General features: G+C 68.1%; 15 protein-coding genes. 10 read left to right on the top strand and 5 right to left on the bottom strand.

Features of this window, described 5'->3' with window-relative positions; all coding sequences use genetic code 11:
- Positions 1-45 precede the first annotated feature (45 nt).
- The 5 genes from ACAM57_RS08240 (at position 46) to ACAM57_RS08220 (ending at position 9,762) form a co-directional block, all read left to right on the top strand.
- Positions 46-1,098, top strand: coding sequence for a TRAP transporter substrate-binding protein (locus tag ACAM57_RS08240; protein WP_369661294.1), 1,053 nt, complete (start codon positions 46-48; stop codon positions 1,096-1,098).
- A gap of 3 nt (positions 1,099-1,101) precedes the next feature.
- A complete protein-coding gene (locus ACAM57_RS08235) occupies positions 1,102-1,626 on the top strand; it encodes a TRAP transporter small permease (RefSeq protein ID WP_240650770.1) in 525 nt (174 codons plus the stop codon).
- Positions 1,623-2,924: a TRAP transporter large permease gene (locus ACAM57_RS08230; RefSeq protein WP_019655093.1), complete on the top strand. Its 1,302-nt coding sequence runs from the start codon at positions 1,623-1,625 to the stop codon at positions 2,922-2,924. The genes ACAM57_RS08235 and ACAM57_RS08230 overlap by 4 nt, the downstream gene beginning before the upstream one ends.
- Positions 2,924-3,358, top strand: coding sequence for an acyl-CoA thioesterase (locus ACAM57_RS08225; protein WP_369661293.1), 435 nt, complete (start codon positions 2,924-2,926; stop codon positions 3,356-3,358). Before ACAM57_RS08230 ends, ACAM57_RS08225 begins: the two co-directional genes overlap by 1 nt.
- Positions 3,359-3,516: 158 nt before the next feature.
- The gene (locus tag ACAM57_RS08220) at positions 3,517-9,762 is read left to right on the top strand and encodes an autotransporter outer membrane beta-barrel domain-containing protein (RefSeq protein ID WP_369661292.1); all 6,246 of its coding nucleotides are present in this window, start codon (positions 3,517-3,519) and stop codon (positions 9,760-9,762) included.
- Here ACAM57_RS08220 and ACAM57_RS08215 read toward each other — a convergent pair.
- Complete coding sequence (locus ACAM57_RS08215; RefSeq protein WP_369661291.1) at positions 9,728-10,231, bottom strand: low molecular weight protein-tyrosine-phosphatase; 504 nt, start codon at positions 10,229-10,231, stop codon at positions 9,728-9,730. The genes ACAM57_RS08220 and ACAM57_RS08215 overlap by 35 nt on opposite strands.
- Positions 10,232-10,629: 398 nt before the next feature.
- On the opposite strand from ACAM57_RS08215, the gene ACAM57_RS08210 reads away from it, so the two are divergent.
- The 4 genes from ACAM57_RS08210 to ACAM57_RS08195 all read left to right on the top strand — a co-directional run bounded on the left by ACAM57_RS08210 (position 10,630) and on the right by ACAM57_RS08195 (position 15,270).
- Entirely contained in the window at positions 10,630-10,833 is a 204-nt protein-coding gene (locus ACAM57_RS08210; RefSeq protein WP_369661290.1) for a hypothetical protein, read from the top strand.
- Positions 10,834-11,059: 226 nt separating this feature from the next.
- On the top strand, positions 11,060-13,825 hold the full coding sequence (gene mgtA, locus ACAM57_RS08205; protein WP_369661289.1) for a magnesium-translocating P-type ATPase: 2,766 nt from the start codon (positions 11,060-11,062) through the stop codon (positions 13,823-13,825).
- Positions 13,826-13,944: 119 nt separating this feature from the next.
- A complete protein-coding gene (locus ACAM57_RS08200) occupies positions 13,945-14,520 on the top strand; it encodes an NIF family HAD-type phosphatase (RefSeq protein WP_369661288.1) in 576 nt (191 codons plus the stop codon).
- A gap of 33 nt (positions 14,521-14,553) precedes the next feature.
- The gene (locus ACAM57_RS08195) at positions 14,554-15,270 is read left to right on the top strand and encodes an MgtC/SapB family protein (protein ID WP_126024302.1); all 717 of its coding nucleotides are present in this window, start codon (positions 14,554-14,556) and stop codon (positions 15,268-15,270) included.
- Between the two features lie 6 nt (positions 15,271-15,276).
- Here the strand turns inward: ACAM57_RS08195 and ACAM57_RS08190 are convergent, their stop codons facing one another.
- Positions 15,277-16,719 (bottom strand): NAD-dependent succinate-semialdehyde dehydrogenase, encoded by a 1,443-nt coding sequence (locus ACAM57_RS08190; protein WP_369661287.1) that lies wholly within the window; start codon positions 16,717-16,719, stop codon positions 15,277-15,279.
- Positions 16,720-16,949: 230 nt separating this feature from the next.
- Between ACAM57_RS08190 and ACAM57_RS08185 the strand changes: the two genes are divergently transcribed.
- On the top strand, positions 16,950-17,537 hold the full coding sequence (locus ACAM57_RS08185) for a phospholipid scramblase-related protein (RefSeq protein ID WP_369661286.1): 588 nt from the start codon (positions 16,950-16,952) through the stop codon (positions 17,535-17,537).
- A gap of 27 nt (positions 17,538-17,564) precedes the next feature.
- On the opposite strand, the gene ACAM57_RS08180 is transcribed toward ACAM57_RS08185, so the two are convergent.
- From ACAM57_RS08180 to xdhC, 3 genes are all read right to left on the bottom strand, one after another.
- The gene (locus ACAM57_RS08180; protein WP_369661285.1) at positions 17,565-18,908 is read right to left on the bottom strand and encodes a glycerate kinase; all 1,344 of its coding nucleotides are present in this window, start codon (positions 18,906-18,908) and stop codon (positions 17,565-17,567) included.
- Positions 18,909-18,986: 78 nt separating this feature from the next.
- On the bottom strand, positions 18,987-20,192 hold the full coding sequence (locus ACAM57_RS08175; RefSeq protein ID WP_369661284.1) for a urate hydroxylase PuuD: 1,206 nt from the start codon (positions 20,190-20,192) through the stop codon (positions 18,987-18,989).
- A 219-nt stretch (positions 20,193-20,411) separates the two neighbouring features.
- On the bottom strand, positions 20,412-21,221 hold the full coding sequence (gene xdhC, locus ACAM57_RS08170; RefSeq protein WP_369662414.1) for a xanthine dehydrogenase accessory protein XdhC: 810 nt from the start codon (positions 21,219-21,221) through the stop codon (positions 20,412-20,414).
- Positions 21,222-21,248: the final 27 nt, after the last annotated feature.

Raw genomic sequence — 21,248 nt, 5'->3', positions numbered from 1 at the left:
ATTGCGGATTCACTCGTAGAGACACACAACACAACGAAGGAGACCATGAAAGCCAATCGCCAATCCCGTCCGTCCCGTCGCCTGGCCACGAGCCTCGCGGCGGCCACCGCAGCCCTCGCGCTGATCGCCCCGGCCGTGCAGGCGCAGGACAAGCCGGTGCAGCTCAAGCTGTCGAGCTGGGTGCCCGCGCAGCACCCGCTCAACCCCGCGCTGCAGGCGTGGGCCGACGACATCAAGAAGGAGTCGGGCGGCACCATCACCGCGATCCTCTTCCCGTCGGAGCAGCTGGGCAAGGCATTCGACCACTACGACATGGCGCGCGACGGCATCGCCGACTTCTCGTACGTGAACCCGGGCTACCAGCCGGGCCGCTTCCCGGTGATGGCGGGCGCGTCGCTGCCCTTCCTGTTCGCCAACGGCAAGGAAGGCTCCGCCGCCATCGATGCCTGGTACCGCAACTACGCGGCCAAGGAGATGAAGGACGTCAAGTACTGCTTCGCCTTCGTGCACGACCCGGGTACCTTCCATTCGCGCAAGAAGATCACCGTGCCCGGCGACATCAAGGGCATGAAGGTGCGCCCGGCCACCAGCACCGTGGGCCAGCTCATCACCTCGCTGGGTGGCACCAACGTGCAGGCCTCGGCGCCCGAATCGCGCGACATGCTCGAGCGCGGCGTGGCCGACGCCATCACGTTCCCGTGGGGCTCCATCGGCCTCTTCGGCATCGACAAGGTGGTGAAGTACCACATGGACGTGCCGCTTTACGTCACGCCCTTCGTGTGGGTGATGAACAAGGGCAAGTACGACGCCATGTCCGCCGCGCAGAAGAAGGTGATCGACGACCACTGCACCAGCGAATGGGCGCAGAAGGTGGCCGGACCGTGGGCCGACTTCGAGTTCGCGGGCCACGCCAAGATGGCGGCGCTGTCGGGCCACGAGATCTACAAGCTCACGCCCGATCAGCTGGATGCATGGCGCAAGGCGGCGGCACCCGCCGAGGCGCAGTGGGCAGAGGGCGTGAAGAAGGCCGGTGAAGATCCGAAGGCCGTCATGGACGCGCTGAAGGCCAGCCTCGCCAAGTACAAATCGGCGCTCTGAGCGATGGCTACACGGTCCGCCAGCTATATGGACCGCGCGATCAACACCATTGAATGGCTCGCCGCCATCTTCGTGGGGATCGTCGCGCTCAACATCTTCGTGGCCGTGGTGCTGCGCAAGTTCTTCGACACCTCGATCCCGGACGCCTACGACTTCGGCCGAATGCTGCTGGGCATCCTGATCTTCTGGGGCATCGCGGCCACCAGCTACCGGGGCGGCCACATCACGGTCGACCTGGTGTGGACGGCGGCGGGCCCGCGCATGAAGCGCGCCATCGACGTGTTCGCCACGCTGGTGCTGCTCTTCGTGGTGGCGGTGCAGACCATCATGCTGTTCGACAAGGTGCGCGGCACCTATGTCGACAACGTGCAGACCTACGACCTCAACATCCCGACCTGGCCGTTCTACGCCGTGGCCTGGGCCGGCGACGTCTGCGCCGTGCTGCTGATCGCCATCCGCACCTACAGGCTGATCTTCCATCCCGAACAACTCGAAGAAGTTCACGCAGAACAGAAGGCCGACGAATGAGCCCCGATGCAGTCGCAGTGTTGGGCTTCGTCGCCCTTTTCGTATTGATGCTGTTGCGCGTGCCGGTCGGCATGGCGATGGGCCTGGTGGGCGTGGTGGGCTACAGCTACCTCGTCGGGCCGGGCCCCGCGCTCAAGCTGGTGGGCCAGACCTCCATGCGCACCGTGACCGACTACACCTTCGGCGTGATCCCGATGTTCATGCTGATGGGAGCGCTGGTGTCGGTCTCGGGTGTGAGCCGCGAGCTCTTCAAGGCCGCCAACTCGATGATCGGCCACCTGCGTGGCGGCCTGGGCGTGGCCACCGTGGTGGCATGCGGCGGCTTCGCGGCGATCTGCGGCTCGTCGGTGGCCACGGCCGCCACGTTCTCGGCGGTGGCCTACCCGGAGATGCGCCGCTTCAACTACCCGCAGTCTTTCTCCACCGGCGTGATCGCCGCGGGCGGCACGCTGGGCGCGATCCTGCCTCCATCGACCGTGCTTGCGGTGTACGCCATCCTCACGCAGCAGGACATCGGCAAGCTCTTCATGGCGGGCATCGTGCCGGGCATCCTCGCGATGGCCATGTACGTACTGACCATCGCGGTCATCGTGAAGACGCGGCCGGGCTGGCTGCCTGGCGGCGAGGTGAAGCCCTGGTCGGAGCGCCTGAAGGACCTGAAGAACGTGTGGGCGCCGCTGGTGCTGTTCGTGTTCGTCATCGGCGGCCTGTATGGCGGCTTCTTCACGCCGACCGAGGCAGGCGGCGTGGGCGCGAGCGGCGCCTTCATCCTCGGGCTGGTACGGCGCAAGCTCGACGGGCCGAAGATCCGCGAGGCGCTGCTGTCGGCCACGCGCACGGCGGCGGCAGTGTTCACCGTGCTGATCGGCGCGCTGCTGTTCGGCTACTTCCTCACCATCACGCAGAGCCCGCAGAAGCTCACCGAGTTTCTTACCGGCCTGGGCATCGGCCGCTACGGCGTGCTCGCGCTCATCATGCTCATGTACCTGGTGCTGGGCTGCCTGATGGACGCGATGGCGATGATCATCCTCACGGTGCCGATCATCTACCCGGTGATCGTGCACCTGGGCTTCGACCCGATCTGGTTCGGCGTGATCATCGTGATGACCGTCGAGCTCGGCCTGATCCACCCGCCGGTGGGCATGAACGTGTTCGTCATCAAGAGCGTGGTGAAGGACGTGAGCTTCACCACCATCTTCAAGGGCGTGCTGCCGTTCATCGTGACCGACATCGTGCGGCTGGTGATCCTGATCGCGTTCCCCATCATTGCCCTGTGGCTGCCGACGAGAATGGGCTGATGAGCAATACGAGCACCAACGCAACCAAGGAAGTCGTCTACACCGTGCGCGTGGAGTTCGGCGACTGCGACCCCGCCGGCATCGTCTGGTTTCCGAACTTCTTCCGCTGGATCGATGCGGCCTCGCGCCACTTCTTCGCCGAATGCGGCGTGCCGCGCTGGGAGGAAACGACCGAGACGCTGGGCGTGATCGGCACGCCGCTGGTCGACACGCACACGCGATTCGTGAAGTCCGCGAGCTACGGCGACACGTTGCAGATCGCGGTGCGCATCACCGAGTGGCGCGAGAAGAGCTTCGTGCAGACCTACCGCGTGACGCGCGGGAGCGAGCTGATCCTGGAGTGCGAGGAAGTGCGCATCTTCGGGGCGAAGCGCGAAGGCGGCGGGATCCGGGCCGTGGCGATTCCGCCTTCCATACGGGTGCTCTGCGAGTAGCCGCGAAGCCGGCGCCACCTGCGCGGCGCTGGTTTTCACCTACGCCATATTTCTTCTTTCTCTTGCCGCATCACGCGTCCTGAGTCCTTTCGGCAGATATTCACCTCGCCCATGCCTCACAAATAATCACACGCATTACAAAGGCTTGGAGGCGAGCCGTGAACCATGTCTACCGTGTGATCTTCGACCGCCGGCAGAGCCGGTATCGCGTGGTTTCCGAACTGGCGAAGAGCGCCAGCGGTTCCGGAGGGACAGCAGTCAGGGGACGAAGGCGCACCGCGCGCAGGGGCGCAGCTCCTGCGCTCGGGGCCCTCGCGGCCCTGGCCGCACTGGCACTGCATGGCGGCACGGCGCTCGCGGCCTGCACGCCCGCCTCGCCTGTCGACAACGACGTGGTCACCTGCACCGGCGTTCCGATCCTGCTGCCCCCCAACCCGAACAGCTTCCTGAGCAACGCCAACGGTCTTGCCGTCACGGTGCAGTCGGGCGGCATCATGAGCACCCTGCCCGGCGGCACGGCGATGACGCTGGGCGGCAACGGCATCACGCTCAACAACCTGGGCGCCATCGACGCCAACGCAGCGGGCTCCCTCGTGCTCTCGCGCGCCCTCACGATCGGCAACCTGGTCGTGCCCGGCAGCGGCAACGTCACGGTGAACAACCAGGGCACGATCGAAGGCACCTTCGACGGTACCTTCGGCCTGCTGGGCGCGGCGGCCGTCATCGCCACCACCGGGACCACGACTTTCAACAACAGCGGCACGATTGGCATGAGCGCGCTCGGGCTCTTCGATCCGATCAACTCGATCGCCGTCGCCGTGTACGGCGGTGGCAACGTCAACTTCACCAACACCGGAACGATCACCGGCCGCGTGGCCTTCCAGAGCCCCGACAGCGGCGGCAACGCCTTCGTCAACGCTGGCACGATCAACGGCAGCGTCTCGCTGGGCACGACGCTGAGCAACGACACTTTCGTGGCGGTGACGGGCTCGTCGATCAACGGCGGGCTGGTGCCGCTGCCCGGCGTGACCATTCCAACGCCCGCGGTGCCGCCGAGCTTCCTCACCTTCGCCGCCGGAGGTACGGTCGACGCGGGCATAGGGGGCAACGACACGCTGGTGCTGCAGAACACCGTGGCGGGGCCTGGTTCCGGCAGCGGCGGCGCGGGCACGGTCTCGAGCCTGCAGTACCTGAACTTCGAGAACCTCGTCGTCAACAGCGGCACCTGGACGCTCGAGGGCCCCGTGGTGAGCGGCGCGGCCGCGCTCAACGGCGGCACCGCGATCTTCGACGATGCGCTGTCCTTCGGCACCGGAACGCTCACGGCGAACGGTGGTTCCATGCAGGCCTCGGTGGCAGGCCTGACGCTGACGCAGAACATCAGCCTCACGGGCAGCCTGATCGTTCAGGGCGCAAACTCCCTGACGCTCGGCGGCACCGTCACCGGCGCCGGAGGGCTGATCAAGAACGGCAGCGGCACGCTCACGCTGTCAGGGAACAACGACTTCAGCGGCGGGCTGGCGCTCAATGGCGGCGGACTGACGCTGGGCAACGCGAGTTCGCTCGGCACGGGCCTGTTCCAGGTCGGCGGCCCCGCCACGCTCAACACCGCCTTCACCGGCACGCTGACCAATCAGGTGCAGCTCAACGGCGCGCTGACGCTCAACGGCGCGGGCACGCTGAGCTTGAACGGCAACATCAACGGGGGCGGCAGCCTGACGCTCGCCAGCGGCGACCTGGTGCTGAACGGCGCCAACAACTACAGCGGCGGCACCGTGCTGCAGGCCGGCTCGATAGACCTCGGCTCCGCAACCGCGCTCGGCTCCGGCGCATTGACGGTCGATGGCGCCGCCACGCTGACCGGCAAGAACGGCCTCGCGCTGAGCAACGACATCGTGCTCAACAACACGCTGAACCTGGGCGGCGGCGGAAGCGGCGGTGCGCTGACGCTCAACGGCAAGATCAGCGGCGCGGGCGGGATGAGCCTGGCCGGCGCGCCAGGGCTCACGCTCAACGGTGCCAACGACTTCAGCGGTGGCTTCAACCTGGGGGGCGGCCAGCTCACCGTGGGCAACAACCTCGCGCTGGGCACGGGCGCGGTGACGGTGAGTGGCGCCAGTTCGCTGGCAGCGAATACGCCCGTGGGCCTGACCAACAACTTCAACCTGAATGCGGGGCTGAACGTTGCGAGCAGCAGCGCTCTCTCGCTCAACGGCACCATCGGCGGCCTCGGCGGACTGACGCAGTCGGGGCCAGCCAAGCTCACCTTGGGCGGCGCCAACGGTTTCGCCGGCGGAGTGAACCTGCTGGGCGGCGGACTGGGCGTTGGCACCAACACCTCGCTGGGACTCGGCGCGCTCACTGTCAACGGCGCGGCCACGCTCGATGCCAGCGCGGGCGTGAACCTGGGCAACGCGGTAGTGCTCAACGCGGGCCTGGATGTGGGCGGCAGCAACGACATCGCGCTGGGCGGGCTGGTGTCGGGCGCGGGTGCGCTGTCGTTCAACGGCACGGGCAAGCTGAGCCTGAACGCTGCGAACGCCGGCTTCAGCGGCGGCGTCACGCTGGGCAGCGGCACGCTCGGCGTGGGCAACAACCTCGCGCTGGGCACCGGCGGGCTCGCCGTGACAGGCAACGCGAGCCTCACGGCGAACGTGCCGGGCATCGTGCTAGGCAACGGCGTAACCCTGGGCAGCGGGACCACGCTGAGCCTGACCGGTGCCAACGCACTCGCGCTGGGCGGCACCATCACCGGCGCCGGCGCGCTCGCGGTGAACGGTCCCGGCGGCGTCACGCTGAACGGCGCGAGCGACTTCTCGGGCGGCGTTTCACTGGCGGGCGGCACTCTTTCGCTGGGCACCAGCACCTCGCTGGGCAGCGGCACCCTCGGCGTGACGGGCAACGCCGGCCTGCAAAGCGCGGCCGGCGCCCTGACGCTGGTCAACGCCGTATCGCTCGGCACAGGCGCGGGCCTGACGGTGGGCGGCGCCAACGATCTCACGCTGAACGGGCCCATCGGCGGCGGAGGCTCTCTCATCAAGACCGGCGCCGGCACGCTGGTGCTCGGCGGAGCCAACAACTTCGGCGGCGGTGTGACGCTGCAGGCCGGCACGCTCGGCGTGGGCACCGGCACCTCGCTGGGCACGGGCACGCTGACTGTGAGCGGCGCCGCCACGCTGACATCGAGCGCCGACGTCGCGCTGGCGAACGACGTCACGCTCGATGGCGCGCTGAGCGTCACGGGCGCGAAGAACATCGCACTGGGCGGCGTGATCGGTGGCGGCTCCGGCCTCAGCTACAGCGGCACCGGCATCCTGAGCCTTGGCAGCGCGAACGCCTATGCAGGCACCACCACCGTCGCTTCGGGCACGCTGCTGGCCACCAATGCGAGCGGCAGCGCCACGGGCACCGGCGCGGTCACGGTGCTGACCGGCGCCACGCTGGGCGGAACCGGCCGCATCGGCGGCGACGTCACCCTGAACACGGGCGCGAAGCTGGCTCCGGGCGCCGGCACCGCCGGAAGCTTTGGCGTGCTGGCCGTGGGCGGCAATCTTTCGCTCGCCGCCGGCAGCACGCTCGATTTCGATTTCGGCGCGCCTGGCCCCAACTTCAGCACGCCGGGCGCGAGCGACAGCGTGAGCGTGGGCGGCGACCTGTCGCTCGGCGGCGCGGTGACGCTGAACGTCGCCAACGCCGGCAGCTTCGGCCCCGGCGTGTACCGGCTCGTCGACTACGGGGGCTCGCTGACGGGCGCCGGCAACCTTTCGCTCGGCGGCTTGCCGGGCGGCAGCACGGTGCTGCTGCAGAACCTCAGCGCCGACAAGCGCTTCAACCTGCTCAACACCACCGGCCTGACGCTGAATTTCTGGAACGCCGACGGCCTGGCCAGCCCGGTGCAATCCGGCGGCGGCACGGGCACGTGGTCGACCACCAGCCCGGTTTGGACCGACGCGGCCGGCACCGTGACCGTGCCCATGCAGCCGCAGCCGGGCTTCGCCATCTTCGGCGGCGCGCCGGGCACCGTGACCATCGACAAGACCGGTGGCGCGGTGCAGGCGCTGGGCATGCAGTTCACCAGCGGCGGCTATACGCTGGCCGGCGATGCGCTCACGCTGCTGGGCACCGGCGGCGGCAAGGCCGAGATCCGCGTGGGCGACGGCAGCGCGGCCTCTACGGGCTTCGTCGCGACGGTGAACAGCGCCATCGACGGCAGCGCGGGCATCGCCAAGACAGGTGCGGGCACGCTGGTGCTGGGCGGCACCAACACCTACACAGGCGGCACGGCCGTGCAGGGTGGCGTGCTGTCGGTTTCCGCCGATGCCAACCTCGGCGCGGCCGGCGGCGGGCTCGCGCTCGACGGCGGGCGCCTGCAGGTCACCGGCACGGGCTTCGCCGGTACGGCACGCGACATCGACATCGGCGCGGCGGGCGGCGGCATCGAGGTCGTCGACGCGGCTCACGACTTCACCGCGAGCGGCACGCTGGGCGGCAGCGGCACCTTCGTCAAATCGGGCCAGGGCACGCTGACCCTGGCCGGCACCAACAACCACACGGGTGCCACGGTGGTCGACTCCGGCACGCTGCGGCTCGGCGCGGCCGATCTGCTGAACCCGGCGGCGACGATCGCGCTGGCCGACAAGGCCGGCGCCACACTGGACCTGAACGGCTTCGACCAGACCATCGGCTCGCTCTCGGGCGGGGGCAGCGCGGGCGGCGAACTGAAGCTGGGCAGCGCGACGCTCACCACCGGCGGCGACAACACCAGCACCACGTTCGGCGGCAGCCTGAGCGGCAGCGGCAGCGTCGTGAAGCAGGGCACCGGCACCTTCACCCTCGCCGGCTCGAACAGCTACGGCGGCGCGACGCAGGTGAATGCGGGCACGCTGCAGGCCGGTGCCGCCAACGCCTTCAGCGCGACTTCGGCCCACGGCGTGGCCGCGGGCGCGACGCTCGACCTCGCGGGCTTCAACCAGACCGTCGCGTCGCTGAACAACAGCGGCACGGTTTCGCTGCCGGGCGCGACGGCCGGCACCAGCCTCACCGTGACCGGGCCTTACGTGGGCAACAACGGCGTACTGCGGCTGGGCGCGGTGCTGAACGCGAGCGGCCCGTCCGACCGGCTGGTGCTCGACGGCGCCGGCGCAACGGCCAGCGGCCGCACCACCGTGCAGATCGTCAATCTCGCGGGCCTGGGCGCGCTGACCACCGGCAACGGCATCGAGGTGATCAGCGCCCTCAACGGCGCGACCACCACCGCGCAGACCACCAGGGACGCCTTCACGCTCGCCGGCGGGCACGTGGATGCCGGTGCCTACGAATACCGCCTCTATCCCGCCGATGCGAACGGTGCGGGCGAGAACTGGTACCTGCGCTCGACCACGGGCGCGGTCGGCCCCGGCGTGCCAGGTGCACCGGGCGGGCCGGGCCTGCCGACCTATCGCGCCGAAGTTCCGCTCTATGCCGCCCTGCCCCAGCAGTTGCGCCAGGCCAATGTCGCGATGCTCGGCAACCTGCACCTGCGCGGCGGCGACGAGATGCGGCAGCCCAACGACGCCGGCGACACGACGACTTACGCCGGACGCCGCGCATGGGGCCGCGTGCTGAGCACCGACATCGACGTGCGCCAGCGCGGCACCGTGAGCCCCGAGAGCAAGGGCCGCCTCACCGGCTTGCAGGCCGGCACCGACCTGTGGGCCGATGCGAACTGGCGTGCCGGCATCTACGTCGGCCAGCTCGAGGGCGACGTCGACGTGCGCGGCTTCGCCAGCGGCATCCAGGGCCTGCGCGTGGGCCGCAGCGATCTGCGCAGCCGCTACCTCGGGGTGTACGCCAGTTGGCACAACGATGCCGGCTGGTACACCGACATCGTGCTGCAAGGCGGCCAGCACCGCTACACCGCGCGGCCGCTTGCGAGCATGGGCAGCTCGGGCAAGGGCGACAGCTTCCTGGCTTCGTTGGAAGTGGGCAAGGCCTTCGACATCGGAGGCGGCTGGCGCGTGGAGCCGCAGTTGCAGCTCATCCACCAGCGCCTGAGCATGGACGGCGCGAGCATCTCCGGCGCGTGGATCACGCAGGACACGCACGACGGCCTGATCGCGCGCGCCGGCGTGCGCATCAAGGGCTCCATCGCCACCGGTGCCGGCTTGCTGCAGCCCTACGCGCGCATCAACGTGAACCGCGCATCGAGCGGCACCGACATCGCGCGCCTGACGGGGCCGGCCGGCAGCACCGGCATCGCCAGCGAAACAGGCGGCACCAGCACCGAACTGGCCGGCGGCTTCACCCTCGCACTCGGCGAGCGCACGGCGATCTACGGCGAGCTGGGCAAGCTGTGGGCCACCGGCGGAGACACGCGCATGAAGAGCTCGCTCAACGCCTCGGTGGGCGTGCGGGTGCGCTGGTAGCCCCGGCGTCGGCTTGCAGTCGCGCGAGCAGGCCATCCACGCCCTGGTCGATCAAGTCGAAGACCTCGACAAAATCCTTCTGCCCGCCGTACCACGGATCGGGCACGTCGCCCTCGATGCCGTCGGCGTATTCGGTGAACAGATGGATCTTGCCGGCCGTGCTGGCGGGCGCGAGCCTGCGCAGCGCCGCGCAGTGCTGCGCGGTCATGCCGATGATCAGTTCGAAGCGATCGAAGTCGGACTTGCGGACCTGCCGCGCGCAGTGCGCGTGCATCTCGATGCCGCGCCGCCTGGCCTCGGCCACCGAGCGCGGATCCGGCGGGTTGCCGCACTCTTCATTGGAGATGGCGGCGCTGTCGACTTCGACATCGAAGCCGGCTGCGCGAGCCTTGTGCATCAGGAGAACGTGGGCTGTCGGGGAGCGGCAGATATTCCCCGTGCAGATGAACAAGACTGACGATGTCTTCATCGAATTGAATGCAGATTGAAAGGTTCACGTCGAATGCTGCAGGCCAATCGCAACATGGAGGCAATAAGCCCGCGAATCGCATCGTAAAACACCGTCCCGCGGGTTGACGCACCCTGTGATGCGGTGCAACAATCTGGAAATCTTCATTTCGGAGCCCCGTGCGTGGACAGTGCCAGTTGGATCAGTGACAAGACGCGTGCCTCGGCAGGCGTGACACATCCGGCCCTCTAGCGCAGGCCTCCCCCGCGCTGCGTGCCGGTCGTTGCACACAGCGTGACCCGTTTGCCATTCCGGCAAGCGGCTCCCCTCCTCCCGATTCCCGTCGTTCTCGTCACTGACTTTTCAGTCAGCTTGCGTGCGTCCGTGCGCGAGGCCCTTCTGTGCGAAGGAGCCTTGTCATGCGTCACTTCCATCTTCGTCGTCAGCCGCACGAACAGCCGCGTGTTCGTCCGTCGGCGCACGTGCCTGCGCACGCCGCCCCTGCGGCGGCGGAAGCACCGCCTGCCGTGGATGCCAGGCTCGACCAGGCCGCCGCGATCTGGACCACGCGCCGCATCCGCAGCTATCTGCTGCTGCAGCCGATCTGCGTGCCCCGCCGCTGAAGCGCGCGCCGCCACTCTTCTCTTCGAGCAACCCGCAAGCAACCCAGGAGCACACCATGGACCCCGCCTCTTGTTGGCGCCATAGCGCGCCCCCTTCGCCAAGACCTATTCCAACAACGACGCGGCCCGCTGTCGCGCCTCGCAGAGGGTTGAGCCCGGCCGGCTGATCGATGCCGGGGTTCTCCTTCCGCGGGCGCCGGTGGCGGCCGCTCCGAAGGAGAACATCATGAAGAACGTACTCAAGTCCTTTTTCGAAAGCTTCCTGCGCAGCCGCCACATGCTGCACCACTTCGAGCGCTGGCAGACGCTGCTGGGCTCGAAGCCCGTCGGAACCGGCTCCATCAGCATGCCGCCCGACATCGCGAAGGCCCTGAACGCGGCCTCGCGCACCGATGCCGGCGAGATGCTGGTCAAGCTCGGCAGCTCGCCGCGCGGCCTCAGCGAAGGACACGCGCAGGTGCTGCGCAAACGCCTGGGCAGCAACGAGGTGCGCCACGAGCAGCCGCTGCGCTGGTGGCAGCACCTGTGGCAGTGCTACCGCAACCCGTTCAACCTGCTGCTGACAGTGCTGGCGCTGGTCTCCTACGTCACCGAGGACATGAAGGCCACGCTCGTCATCGGCAGCATGGTGGTGCTGTCGACGGTGCTGCGCTTCCTGCAGGAGTCGCGCTCCAACAAGGCAGCCGACCGGCTCAAGGCGATGGTGAGCAATACCTCCACCGTGCTGCGCCCCGCGCCGGGCCACAAGGAAGGCGCGGCCGGCGACGAGGGCTTCGACACCACGCACGCCGGCACGGTGCGCGTCGAGGTGCCGATGCGCGACCTGGTGCCCGGCGAGGTGATCGCGCTTTCGGCCGGCGACATGATCCCGGCCGACTGCCGCCTGCTCACCGCCAAGGACCTGTTCATCAGCCAGTCGGCGCTGACGGGCGAGGCGATGCCGGTCGAGAAGTTCGTGGTCGACCGTGGCGACCATGCGGCAGGCGTGCTGGAACGCGAGAACCTGCTCTTCATGGGCACCAACGTGATCAGCGGCACTGCCACCGCGGTGATCGTGCACACCGGCGACCGCACCTTCTTCGGCGCGCTGGCCCAGCGCGTGACGGCCGCCGACCGCGGCACCAGCGCCTTCCAGGCCGGCATCAACCGCGTGAGCTGGGTGCTGATCCGCTTCATGCTGGTGATGGCGCCGCTGGTGCTGGTGATCAACGGCGTGGCCAAGGGCGACTGGTGGGAGGCCGCGCTGTTCGCGCTGTCGATCGCGGTCGGCCTCACGCCCGAGATGCTGCCGATGATCGTGACCGCCACGCTGGCCAAGGGCGCGGTGGTGATGTCGCGCCAGAAGGTGATCGTCAAAAGGCTCGAAGCCATCCACAACTTCGGTGCGATGGACGTGCTGTGCACCGACAAGACCGGCACGCTGACGCAGGACCGCATCGTGCTCGAGCGCCACACCAACGCATGGGGCGAGCAGTCCGACCACGTGCTGCAGCTGGCCTACCTCAACAGCTTCCACCAGACGGGGCTGAAGAACCTGCTCGACAAGGCCGTGCTGAGCCACGCCGAGATGCAGCTCGAAACCCGCCTGCAGACCGCCTACCGCAAGATCGACGAAGTGCCCTTCGACTTCTCGCGCCGCCGCATGTCGGTGGTGGTAGCCAACGGCGGCAGCGAGCACCTGCTGATCTGCAAGGGCGCGCTGGAAGAGATCCTCTCGGTGTGCACCTCGGTCGAACGCGGCGCGGAAGTACTGTCGCTCGACGCCGACGTGCTCGCGCGCATCCACAGCGTGGCCTCGGAGCTCAATGCCCAAGGTCTTCGCGTGGTGGCCGTGGCCAGCCGCTCGCTGAAGGTCGGTGAGCAGAAGCCGGCCTACGGCGTGACTGACGAATCGGGGCTCACGCTGCTGGGCTACGTGGCTTTCCTCGATCCACCGAAGGAATCGACCGCGCCCGCGCTGCGCGCGCTGGCCGAGCACGGCGTGGCGGTGAAGGTGCTGACGGGCGACAACGAGCTGGTCACGCGCAAGGTCTGCGCCGACGTGGGCCTGGAAGTGGGTCGCATCGTTCTCGGTGCGGAGATCGAGGAGATGGTCGATGCCGACCTGAAGCTGGTCGTCGAGGCGCACCAGGTCTTCGCCAAGCTCACGCCCGCGCACAAGGAACGCATCGTTCACGCGCTGCATGCCAACGGGCACGTGGTGGGCTTCATGGGCGACGGCATCAACGACGCTCCCGCGCTGCGCGCCGCGGACATCGGCATCTCGGTGGACAGCGCGGTGGACGTGGCCAAGGAGTCGGCCGACATCATCCTGCTCGAGAAGAGCCTGATGGTGCTGGAGCAAGGCGTCATCCAGGGCCGCCGCACGTTCGCGAACATGCTCAAGTACATCAAGCTCACCGCGAGCTCGAACTTCGGCAACGTGTTCTCGGTGCTGGTGGCCAGCGCCTTCCTGCCCTTTTTGCCGATGCTGCCCCTGCACCTGCTGGTGCAGAACCTGCTGTACGACGTGTCGCAGATCGCGATCCCGTTCGACAACGTGGACGACGAGTTCCTCAAGAGCCCGCAGCGCTGGAACCCGGCCGACCTGGGCCGATTCATGGTGTTCTTCGGCCCGCTGAGCTCGGTGTTCGACATCCTCACCTTCACGGTGATGTGGTTCGTCTTCGCCGCCAACTCGGTGGATCACCAGACGCTCTTCCAGTCGGGCTGGTTCGTCGAAGGCCTGCTGTCGCAGACGCTGATCGTGCACCTGATCCGCACGCGCAAGATCCCCTTCCTGCAAAGCCGCGCCGCATGGCCGCTGCTGATCATGGGCGCCGCCATCGCCGCCGTGGGCATCTGGCTGCCGATGGGGCCGCTGTCGCACTACTTCAAGCTGCAGGCGCTGCCGCTGGCGTACTTCCCGTGGCTGGCGGCGATGCTGCTGGGCTACGCGCTGCTGACGCAGGCGGTGAAGGGGTGGTATGCGCGGCGATACGGGTGGCAGTGAGCTGCCGACGCCCGCACACCTGACATCAGGGGTGCGGGCCGGCAGCCCAGTGCGCCAGTGCGCTCGAACGCGCAACGGTCGAATATGCTTTGCTCGCCGTGAGCTTCTTCGACACGCACATGACATCCAAGACTCGCAAACTTCTGGTGCTCGACCTCGACGAGACGTTGATTCACGCAACGGAAAACACGCTAGCCCATGACGAGGACTTCCGTGTCGGGCCCTACCGCGTGCACCTGCGCCCCCATCTTCCCGAGTTCCTGGCCAGCGTGTTCGCGCAGTTCAGGGTCGGCGTGTGGACCGCATCCGGCGAGAGCTACGCGGCGCAGGTGGTCGAACGGATCTTTCCGGGCGGCACCCTGGAATTCGTCTGGTCGAGCAAGCGTTGCACGACCACGCGCAACTGGACCACAGGCGAGTACCAGACCATCAAGAACCTGCAGAAACTGAAATCCAGGGGCTACTCGCTCGAATCGATCATCGCCGTCGACGACACGCCAGCCAAGTACGCCAGGAGCTATGGCAACCTGGTGGCGGTGCGCGAGTTCGTCGGCGACAGGAGCGACGCGGAGTTGCCGCTGCTGGCCGCCTACCTAGCCCACCTCGCCGACGTTCCGAACGTCAGGAGCGTGGAAAAGCGCAACTGGCGCGAACACGTGCAGCGACTCGCGAACACGCCTGCACCGAAAGACTGAACATCGGTAGCACAACAACAAGGAAACCCATCGATGCAAGCCATTCACAACATCAACCTGGCTTCGCTGCTCGACACCTTCATCAGCGTGGCCGCTGCGTTCATCCTCGGCTCGGTGATCGGCCTGGAGCGCCAGATACGGCAGCGCACGGCGGGCCTTCGCACCAACACGCTGGTGGCGGTGGGCGCGGCGGTGTTCGTCGACATGGCCTACCGGCTGGACGGCAGCGGGGGCGCCGTGCGCGTGGTGGCCTATGTGGTGTCGGGCATCGGCTTCCTGGGCGCGGGCGCGATCATGAAGGAAGGCGCCAACGTCACGGGGCTGAACACGGCGGCGACGCTGTGGGGATCGGCGGCAGTGGGCGCCTGCGCGGGCGCGGACCTGCTCGGCGAAGCACTCATTGCGGCGCTGTTCGTGCTGGCCAGCAACACGTTGCTGCGGCCGGTTGTGAACCGCATCAACCGCCAGCCGATCAGCGAGGAGAGCAGCGAAGCGACGTACGTGGTGCGCGTGATCTGCTCGCGCGCGGCGCGGCCCGACGTGCTCGACCATCTGCTGGTGCTGCTGGAGGCCGCGAACTACCCGGTGCGCGACGTCGACCAGCACCCCTTCGGGCCGGCCGACACCGAGATCGGTGCGACGCTCTACGCGACGGCGGTCGAACCCGAGGAGCTCGACCGCGTCATCGAGGAACTGGAGGCACTCGACGGCGTGCAGCAGGCCTTCTGGAATGCCACCGCCGAAGAGTAAGGGGCGTCAGACGCCCAGGATCGAGACCGCCTTGGTGTTGAGGTAAGCCTCGAGCGCCTCGGGGCCGCCTTCCGAGCCGTAGCCCGAATCCTTCACGCCGCCGAAAGGCATTTCCGGCGAGGGGGTTGCGGGCTGGTTGATCCAGAGCATGCCCAGTTCGAGCTTCTGGCTCAGCAGGTGGGCGTTCTTGATCGACTTGGTGAAGGCGTAGCCGGCCAGGCCGAAAGGCAGGCGGTTGGCTTCGGCGATCGCTTCTTCCAGCGTGTCGAAGCCGCGGATGGCGGCGATGGGGCCGAAGGGTTCGTTGTTGAACACGTCGGCGTCCAGCGGCACGTCGGTCAGCACGGTGGGCGCGAAGAAGTTGCCGGCATCGCCGACGCGTTCGCCGCCGGTCGCGACCGTGGCGCCCTTCTTGCGGGCGTCTTCCAGCACGTAGGCCATGGCCGTGAGGCGGCGCGCATTGGCCAGCGGGCCGAGGTTGGTGCCTTCGGCAAGGCCGTCGCCGAGCTTCAGGCCTTCGGCATGCTTGACCAGCAGGCTGGCGAACTCGTTGCGCAGGCTGTTGTGCACCAGGAAGCGGGTCGGCGAGATGCAGACCTGGCCCGCGTTGCGGAACTTGGCGGCACCGGCGGCCTTCACGGCCAGCGCCACGTCGGCGTCTTCGGCGACGATGACCGGGGCATGGCCGCCGAGCTCCATCGTCACGCGCTTCATGTGCTGGCCGGCCAGCGCGGCCAGTTGCTTGCCGATCGGGGTCGAGCCGGTGAAAGTGACCTTGCGGATGATCGGGTGGGCGATCAGGTAGTTCGAGATCTCGGCGGGGTTGCCGAACACCAGGCCAACCACGCCGGGCGGGATGCCCGCGTCGACGAAGGCGCGCAGCAGCGCGGCGGGCGACGCCGGGGTTTCCTCCGGCGCCTTCACCAGGAACGAGCAGCCGGTGGCCAGCGCGGCGCCGAGCTTGCGCACGATCTGGTTGATCGGGAAGTTCCAGGGCGTGAAGGCGGCGACGGGGCCCAGGGGCTCCTTCAGCACCAGTTGCTGCGCGGCCAGGTTGCGCGAGGGCACGATGCGGCCGTAGACGCGGCGGCCTTCGTCGGCGAACCACTCGATGATGTCGGCGGCGGCCATCGTCTCGACCTTGGCCTCGCCCAGCGGCTTGCCCTGCTCCTGCGTGAGCAGCTTGGCGATTTCGAGGGAGCGTTCGCGGATCAGGCCCGCGGCGCGGCGCATGACGGCGGCGCGCTCGTTGGCGGGGGTGTTGCGCCAGGTTTCGAAGCCGCGCTGCGCGGCGGCGAGGGCGCGGTCCAGGTCGGCGATGCTGGCATGCGCCACCTTGCCGATGGCCTTGCCGGTGGCGGGATTCACGACGTCCAGCGTCTTGCCGCCGGTGGCGTCGACCCACTCGTTGTCGATCAGCAGGCGGGTGTCGGTGTAGGTGGCGGTCATGGCGAGCTATTCCTTCAGGACTGGATGATGAAAAGAAGAATGGGGAATTCTGGGTGTGCGGCGCGGCACCGGGGGTGGCGACGGCGGCGGCGGCCACGGGCCGCAGGGGGCATAGATTAACCCGAGTTCACAAACCTCGCCGGCTGGGCGGCCACCGGCGAGGGCCGGATCAGCCATGCGCGCCGAACATAATCGCCGCCCAACCAACACCAAGAGGGATCAGAGGAACCATGCACTCGGCACTGCGCAACAACCTGTTTTTCATCAAGGAGCACGTCGGCATCTTCAAGGCGGCCAACAACTACGACATCTTCGACCCGCACTCGCAGCAGAAGATTCTGGAATGCCGCGAGCCCGACCTGGGCTTCTTCAGCAAGCTGCTGCGCTTCACCGACTACAAGCGCTTCACGCCTTTCAACGTGGTGGTATCGACGCCCGAGGGACAGAAGGTGCTGTCGGTCAGGCGAGGCGTTTCCATCTTCCTTTCGAAAGTGGAGGTGCTGGATGAGAACGACCGGCTGGTCGGCTCGTTCAAGCAGAAGCTCTTCTCCATCGGCGGCAAGTTCGATGTGCTCGACGCGCAGGAGCAGGTCGTCTGCACGCTCAGGGGCAAGTGGACCAGCTGGGACTTCCGCTTCGTGCAGGGCAGCAGCGAGCTTGCCGCCGTGTCCAAGAAGTGGGCGGGGCTGGGCAAGGAGCTCTTCACCACCGCCGACAACTACATGCTTTCGATCGACCCGGGCGTGCCGGCCAGCGACGCCCGCCGCCTGCTGATCATGGCGGCCGTGATGTGCATCGACATGGTGCTGAAGGAGTAACGGGGAGCCGCTCCTTCAGCCGCCCGACTACAACACCAGCAGCGCGCGGAAGTCGTTGACGTTGGTGTTCGTGGGCCCGGTCACGAACAGGTCGCCGACGGCGTCGAAGTAGCCGTAGGCGTCGTTACGGTCGAGGTGGTCGGACAGCTTCTTTCCGGCGGCCGTGGCGCGCGCCAGCGTGTCCGGGGTGACGAAGGCACCGGCGTTGTCTTCCACGCCGTCGATGCCATCGGTGTCGGCCGCCAGCGCCCACACCTGCGGCTGGCCCATGAGCGCGCCGGCCAGTCCCATGCAGAACTCGCCGGCCCGCCCGCCCCTGCCCTTGGCCTGGCCCGGCTGGCGGGGGCGGATCGTGACGGTGGTCTCGCCGCCCGAAAGAATGACGCAGGGCCGCGCGAAAGGCTCGCCGCGGTGCGCCACGGCGCGCGCGAGCGCGGCATGCACCTTGCCGACTTCGCGCGACTCGCCTTCCATCTCGTCGCTGAGGATGTGCGCCTCCATGCCGGCCTCGCGCGCCGCCCGCGCCGCCGCTTCGAGCGACTGCTGGGGCGTGGCGATCATGTGCGTCTCGTGGCCCTTGAAGACGGCGTCGTCGGGCTTGGGCGTCTCGAGTTCGCCGCTCTCGAGGCGCGCACGCACCGGCGCGGGCACCTCGATACCGTAGCGGTCGAGGATGGCCAGCGCGTCGGCGCAGGTGGTGGCGTCGGGCACGGTCAGGCCGCTGGCGATGACGGCCGGATCGTCGCCGGGCACGTCGCTGATGGTCAGCGTCACCACGCGGGCCGGCGCGCATGCCGCTGCCAGCCGGCCGCCCTTGATGCGCGACAGGTGCTTGCGCACGCAGTTCATCTCGCCGATGTTCGCGCCGCTTTCGAGCAGTTGCTTGTTGATACGCTGCTTGTCGGCCAGCGTCAGCCCTTCGGCGGGCAGCACCAGCAGCGACGAGCCGCCGCCGGAAATCAGGCACAGCACGAGGTCGTCTGCCGTGAGGCCCTTCGTCAGCGCGAGGATGCGCTCGGCCGCCTGCTGGCCCGCCGCGTCGGGCACGGGGTGCGCGGCCTCGACGATCTCGATGCGCTGCGGCAGCCCTTCCGGGCGCGGCGGAATGTGGTCATAGCGCGTGACGACCAGCCCCGACAGCGGCGCGTCGGCCGGCCACAGGGCCTCCAGCGCGTGCACCATCGAGCCGCCGGCCTTGCCGGCGCCCAGCACCAGCGTCCGGCCCTTGGGTGGCGGCGGCAGGTGGGCGCCCAGCGTGGACAGCGGCAGCGCGCGGTCCACCGCCACGCGATAGAGATGTTCGAGGAAGGCGCGCGGGGCTTCGCGCGGATCGGGGGCGGGGCCGAAGGCCGGGGTCGATGCGGTCGTCATTGCTGCTTTGTCTCCAATCCGGCGATTGTGCTGCGGACCGTGACCGGCCCCGCTTGCCGCCGGTCAACTTCTGTCTGACTAGTTGGTCTTTGCGCCACCCTGGAACCAGCGGCCGATGAGGGCCCGCTCTTCGTCGGTAATGCCCGTGGCGTTGTTCATCGGCATGATCTTGGTGACCACCACCTGCTGGTAGATGGCCTGGGCGTGGGCCGCCACCTGCTCGGGCGAATCGACCCGCACGTTCTTCATCTGCACGGCAGGGCCGTGGCACATGAAGCAGCGCTGCTCGAGCACCTTCTGCACGTCCTTGAACGGCACGGCCGGAGCGGCGGCAGCCACCGCGGGCGCGGCGACCGGCTCTGGCTTCATCCACACGATCGTCAGGCCCAGCACCACGATGCCGACCAGCGCATAGGGCAGCGGATTGCCCGCGTTGCCCAGCTTGAAGCGGTGCCGCACCACGAAGAACTGGCGGATGGCCGCGCCGCCGAGCATGATCAGCAGCAGCACGATCCAGTTGTACTTGTGCGTGTAGGCGAAGCTGTAGTGGTTGCTCAGCATCGCGAACAGCACCGGCAGCGTGAAGTAGGTGTTGTGCACGCTGCGCTGCTTGCCGCGCTGGCCGTGCACCGGGTCCACCGGCCTGCCTTCGCGCAGCGCCGCCACGTTCTTGCGCTGGCCGGGGATGATCCAGAAGAACACGTTGCCGCTCATGGTCGTGGCCATCATGGCGCCCACCAGCAGGAAGGCCGCGCGACCCGCGAACCACTGGCAGGCCAGCCACGTCGCGAAGGCGATGAAGACGGCGATCAGCACGCCGACGATGGTGTCGCCGTGCTTGCGGCGCCCGAAGATCTGGCAGATGCCGTCGTAGACCATCCAGAACACGACGAAGAAGGCCAGCGCCACGGCGATGGCGGCGCCGGGCTGCCAGTCCATCTTCGACTTGTCGATGAGGTAGGTACTCGCGTTCCACAGGTACGACATGGTGAACAGCGAGAAACCCGTGATCCAGGTGGAGTAGCTCTCCCAGTAAGACCAGTGCAGGTGGTCGGGCAGCTTCTTGGGCGCCAGCGCGTACTTCTGCATGTTGTAGAAGCCGCCGCCGTGCACGGCCCATTGCTCGCCGCCCACGCCCTTGTCGAGCGATTCCTGGTCCTGCGGCTTCTCGAGGCTGTTGTCCAGCATCACGAAGTAGAAGGAGGCGCCGATCCAGGCGATGGCGGTGATGACGTGGACCCAGCGCAGCAGCAGGTTGGCCCAGTCGAGGTAGTAGCTTTCCATATGCTTCTCTCTCAACCCGATTGGCGCGTGAGGACGCCAGGAAAGGGTTTCAGCCTGCTCACCACCGCGGGCGCTGTAAGCAGAGAAAGTGCCGCGAACGCAGGCTCCATGGGCAGATGGGCCTCGCTCCGCTGCGGCTTGTTGTGGACCGAAAGTGTATACAGTTTTGGCAAGGGAGGGTGCGGTTTTTTTGGGATGCGACCGCCGGGAAAACCCTGTTCAGCCCAGCGATTGCAACAACTGTGCCGCCACCGCCACCGCGATGACCTCGGGCTCCTTGCCCGTGATGCCGGGCACGCCGATCGGGCAGGTGACGCGGGCCAGTTCGTCGGCCGTGAAGCCGCGCGCCTCCAGCCGGTGGCTGAAGGTGGCCCATTTGGTCTTGCTGCCGATCAGGCCGATGTAGGGCAAGTCGTTGCGCTCGCGCAGGCGCTTGAGGCAGGCGATGACGATGTCCAGGTCTTCGGCGTGGCTGAAGCTCATGATGAGCACGCGGCTGCCCGGCGCGATCGCGGCCACGGCGTCCTGCACGGGCTCGGAATGCTCGGTGTCGATCTGCGCGGGCAGCCCGTCGGGGAAGACGCCGTCGCGGCTGTCGATCCAGCGCACCGAGAACGGCAGCGTCGACAGCAGTCGGGCCAGCGCCGCGCCCACGTGCCCGCCGCCGAAAAGGGCCACCGGCTCGAGCTGAGCGAGCAGGTCCTGCTGCAGCCTCGGCGCATCGGCGGCGGTGATGCGTTCGTAGGAGAGGAACATCACCCCGCCGCAGCACTGCCCCAGGCTGGGTCCGAGCGGATAGCGCTGGATGCCGTCGAAGGGCTTGCGCGTGCCTGCCAGCAGCTCGCGCGCTTCCTTGGTCGCCTGGAACTCCAGCTGCCCGCCGCCGATGGTGGCGGTCAGGCCGTCGGCCCACACGGCCATCCAGGTCCCGGCCTCGCGCGGCGCCGAGCCCTGTGTGGACTCGACGCGCACCAGCACCGCGTCTTCATGGCGCAGGCGCGCCAGCAATTGATCGACCGCACCGCTCATCGTCATCGATACCTTCGGTTGCCGGGC

It is taken from the genome of Variovorax sp. V15, from assembly GCF_041154425.1.
Lineage (GTDB): Bacteria > Pseudomonadota > Gammaproteobacteria > Burkholderiales > Burkholderiaceae_C > Variovorax > Variovorax guangxiensis.
Note: the sequence above shows the minus strand (reverse complement) of the source record. Positions and strands in the feature narration are given on the sequence as shown.

Excerpts from the sequence above, each read along its gene's own strand:
- ACAM57_RS08240 (WP_369661294.1), top strand. The coding sequence starts at position 46 with ATGAAAGCCAATCGCCAATCCCGTCCGTCCCGTCGCCTGGCCACGAGC.
- ACAM57_RS08235 (WP_240650770.1), top strand. The coding sequence starts at position 1,102 with ATGGCTACACGGTCCGCCAGCTATATGGACCGCGCGATCAACACCATT.
- ACAM57_RS08230 (WP_019655093.1), top strand. The coding sequence starts at position 1,623 with ATGAGCCCCGATGCAGTCGCAGTGTTGGGCTTCGTCGCCCTTTTCGTA.
- ACAM57_RS08225 (WP_369661293.1), top strand. The coding sequence starts at position 2,924 with ATGAGCAATACGAGCACCAACGCAACCAAGGAAGTCGTCTACACCGTG.
- ACAM57_RS08215 (WP_369661291.1), bottom strand. The coding sequence starts at position 10,231 with ATGAAGACATCGTCAGTCTTGTTCATCTGCACGGGGAATATCTGCCGC.
- ACAM57_RS08210 (WP_369661290.1), top strand. The coding sequence starts at position 10,630 with ATGCGTCACTTCCATCTTCGTCGTCAGCCGCACGAACAGCCGCGTGTT.
- mgtA (WP_369661289.1), top strand. The coding sequence starts at position 11,060 with ATGAAGAACGTACTCAAGTCCTTTTTCGAAAGCTTCCTGCGCAGCCGC.
- ACAM57_RS08200 (WP_369661288.1), top strand. The coding sequence starts at position 13,945 with ATGACATCCAAGACTCGCAAACTTCTGGTGCTCGACCTCGACGAGACG.
- ACAM57_RS08195 (WP_126024302.1), top strand. The coding sequence starts at position 14,554 with ATGCAAGCCATTCACAACATCAACCTGGCTTCGCTGCTCGACACCTTC.
- ACAM57_RS08190 (WP_369661287.1), bottom strand. The coding sequence starts at position 16,719 with ATGACCGCCACCTACACCGACACCCGCCTGCTGATCGACAACGAGTGG.
- ACAM57_RS08185 (WP_369661286.1), top strand. The coding sequence starts at position 16,950 with ATGCACTCGGCACTGCGCAACAACCTGTTTTTCATCAAGGAGCACGTC.
- ACAM57_RS08180 (WP_369661285.1), bottom strand. The coding sequence starts at position 18,908 with ATGACGACCGCATCGACCCCGGCCTTCGGCCCCGCCCCCGATCCGCGC.
- ACAM57_RS08175 (WP_369661284.1), bottom strand. The coding sequence starts at position 20,192 with ATGGAAAGCTACTACCTCGACTGGGCCAACCTGCTGCTGCGCTGGGTC.
- xdhC (WP_369662414.1), bottom strand. The coding sequence starts at position 21,221 with ATGAGCGGTGCGGTCGATCAATTGCTGGCGCGCCTGCGCCATGAAGAC.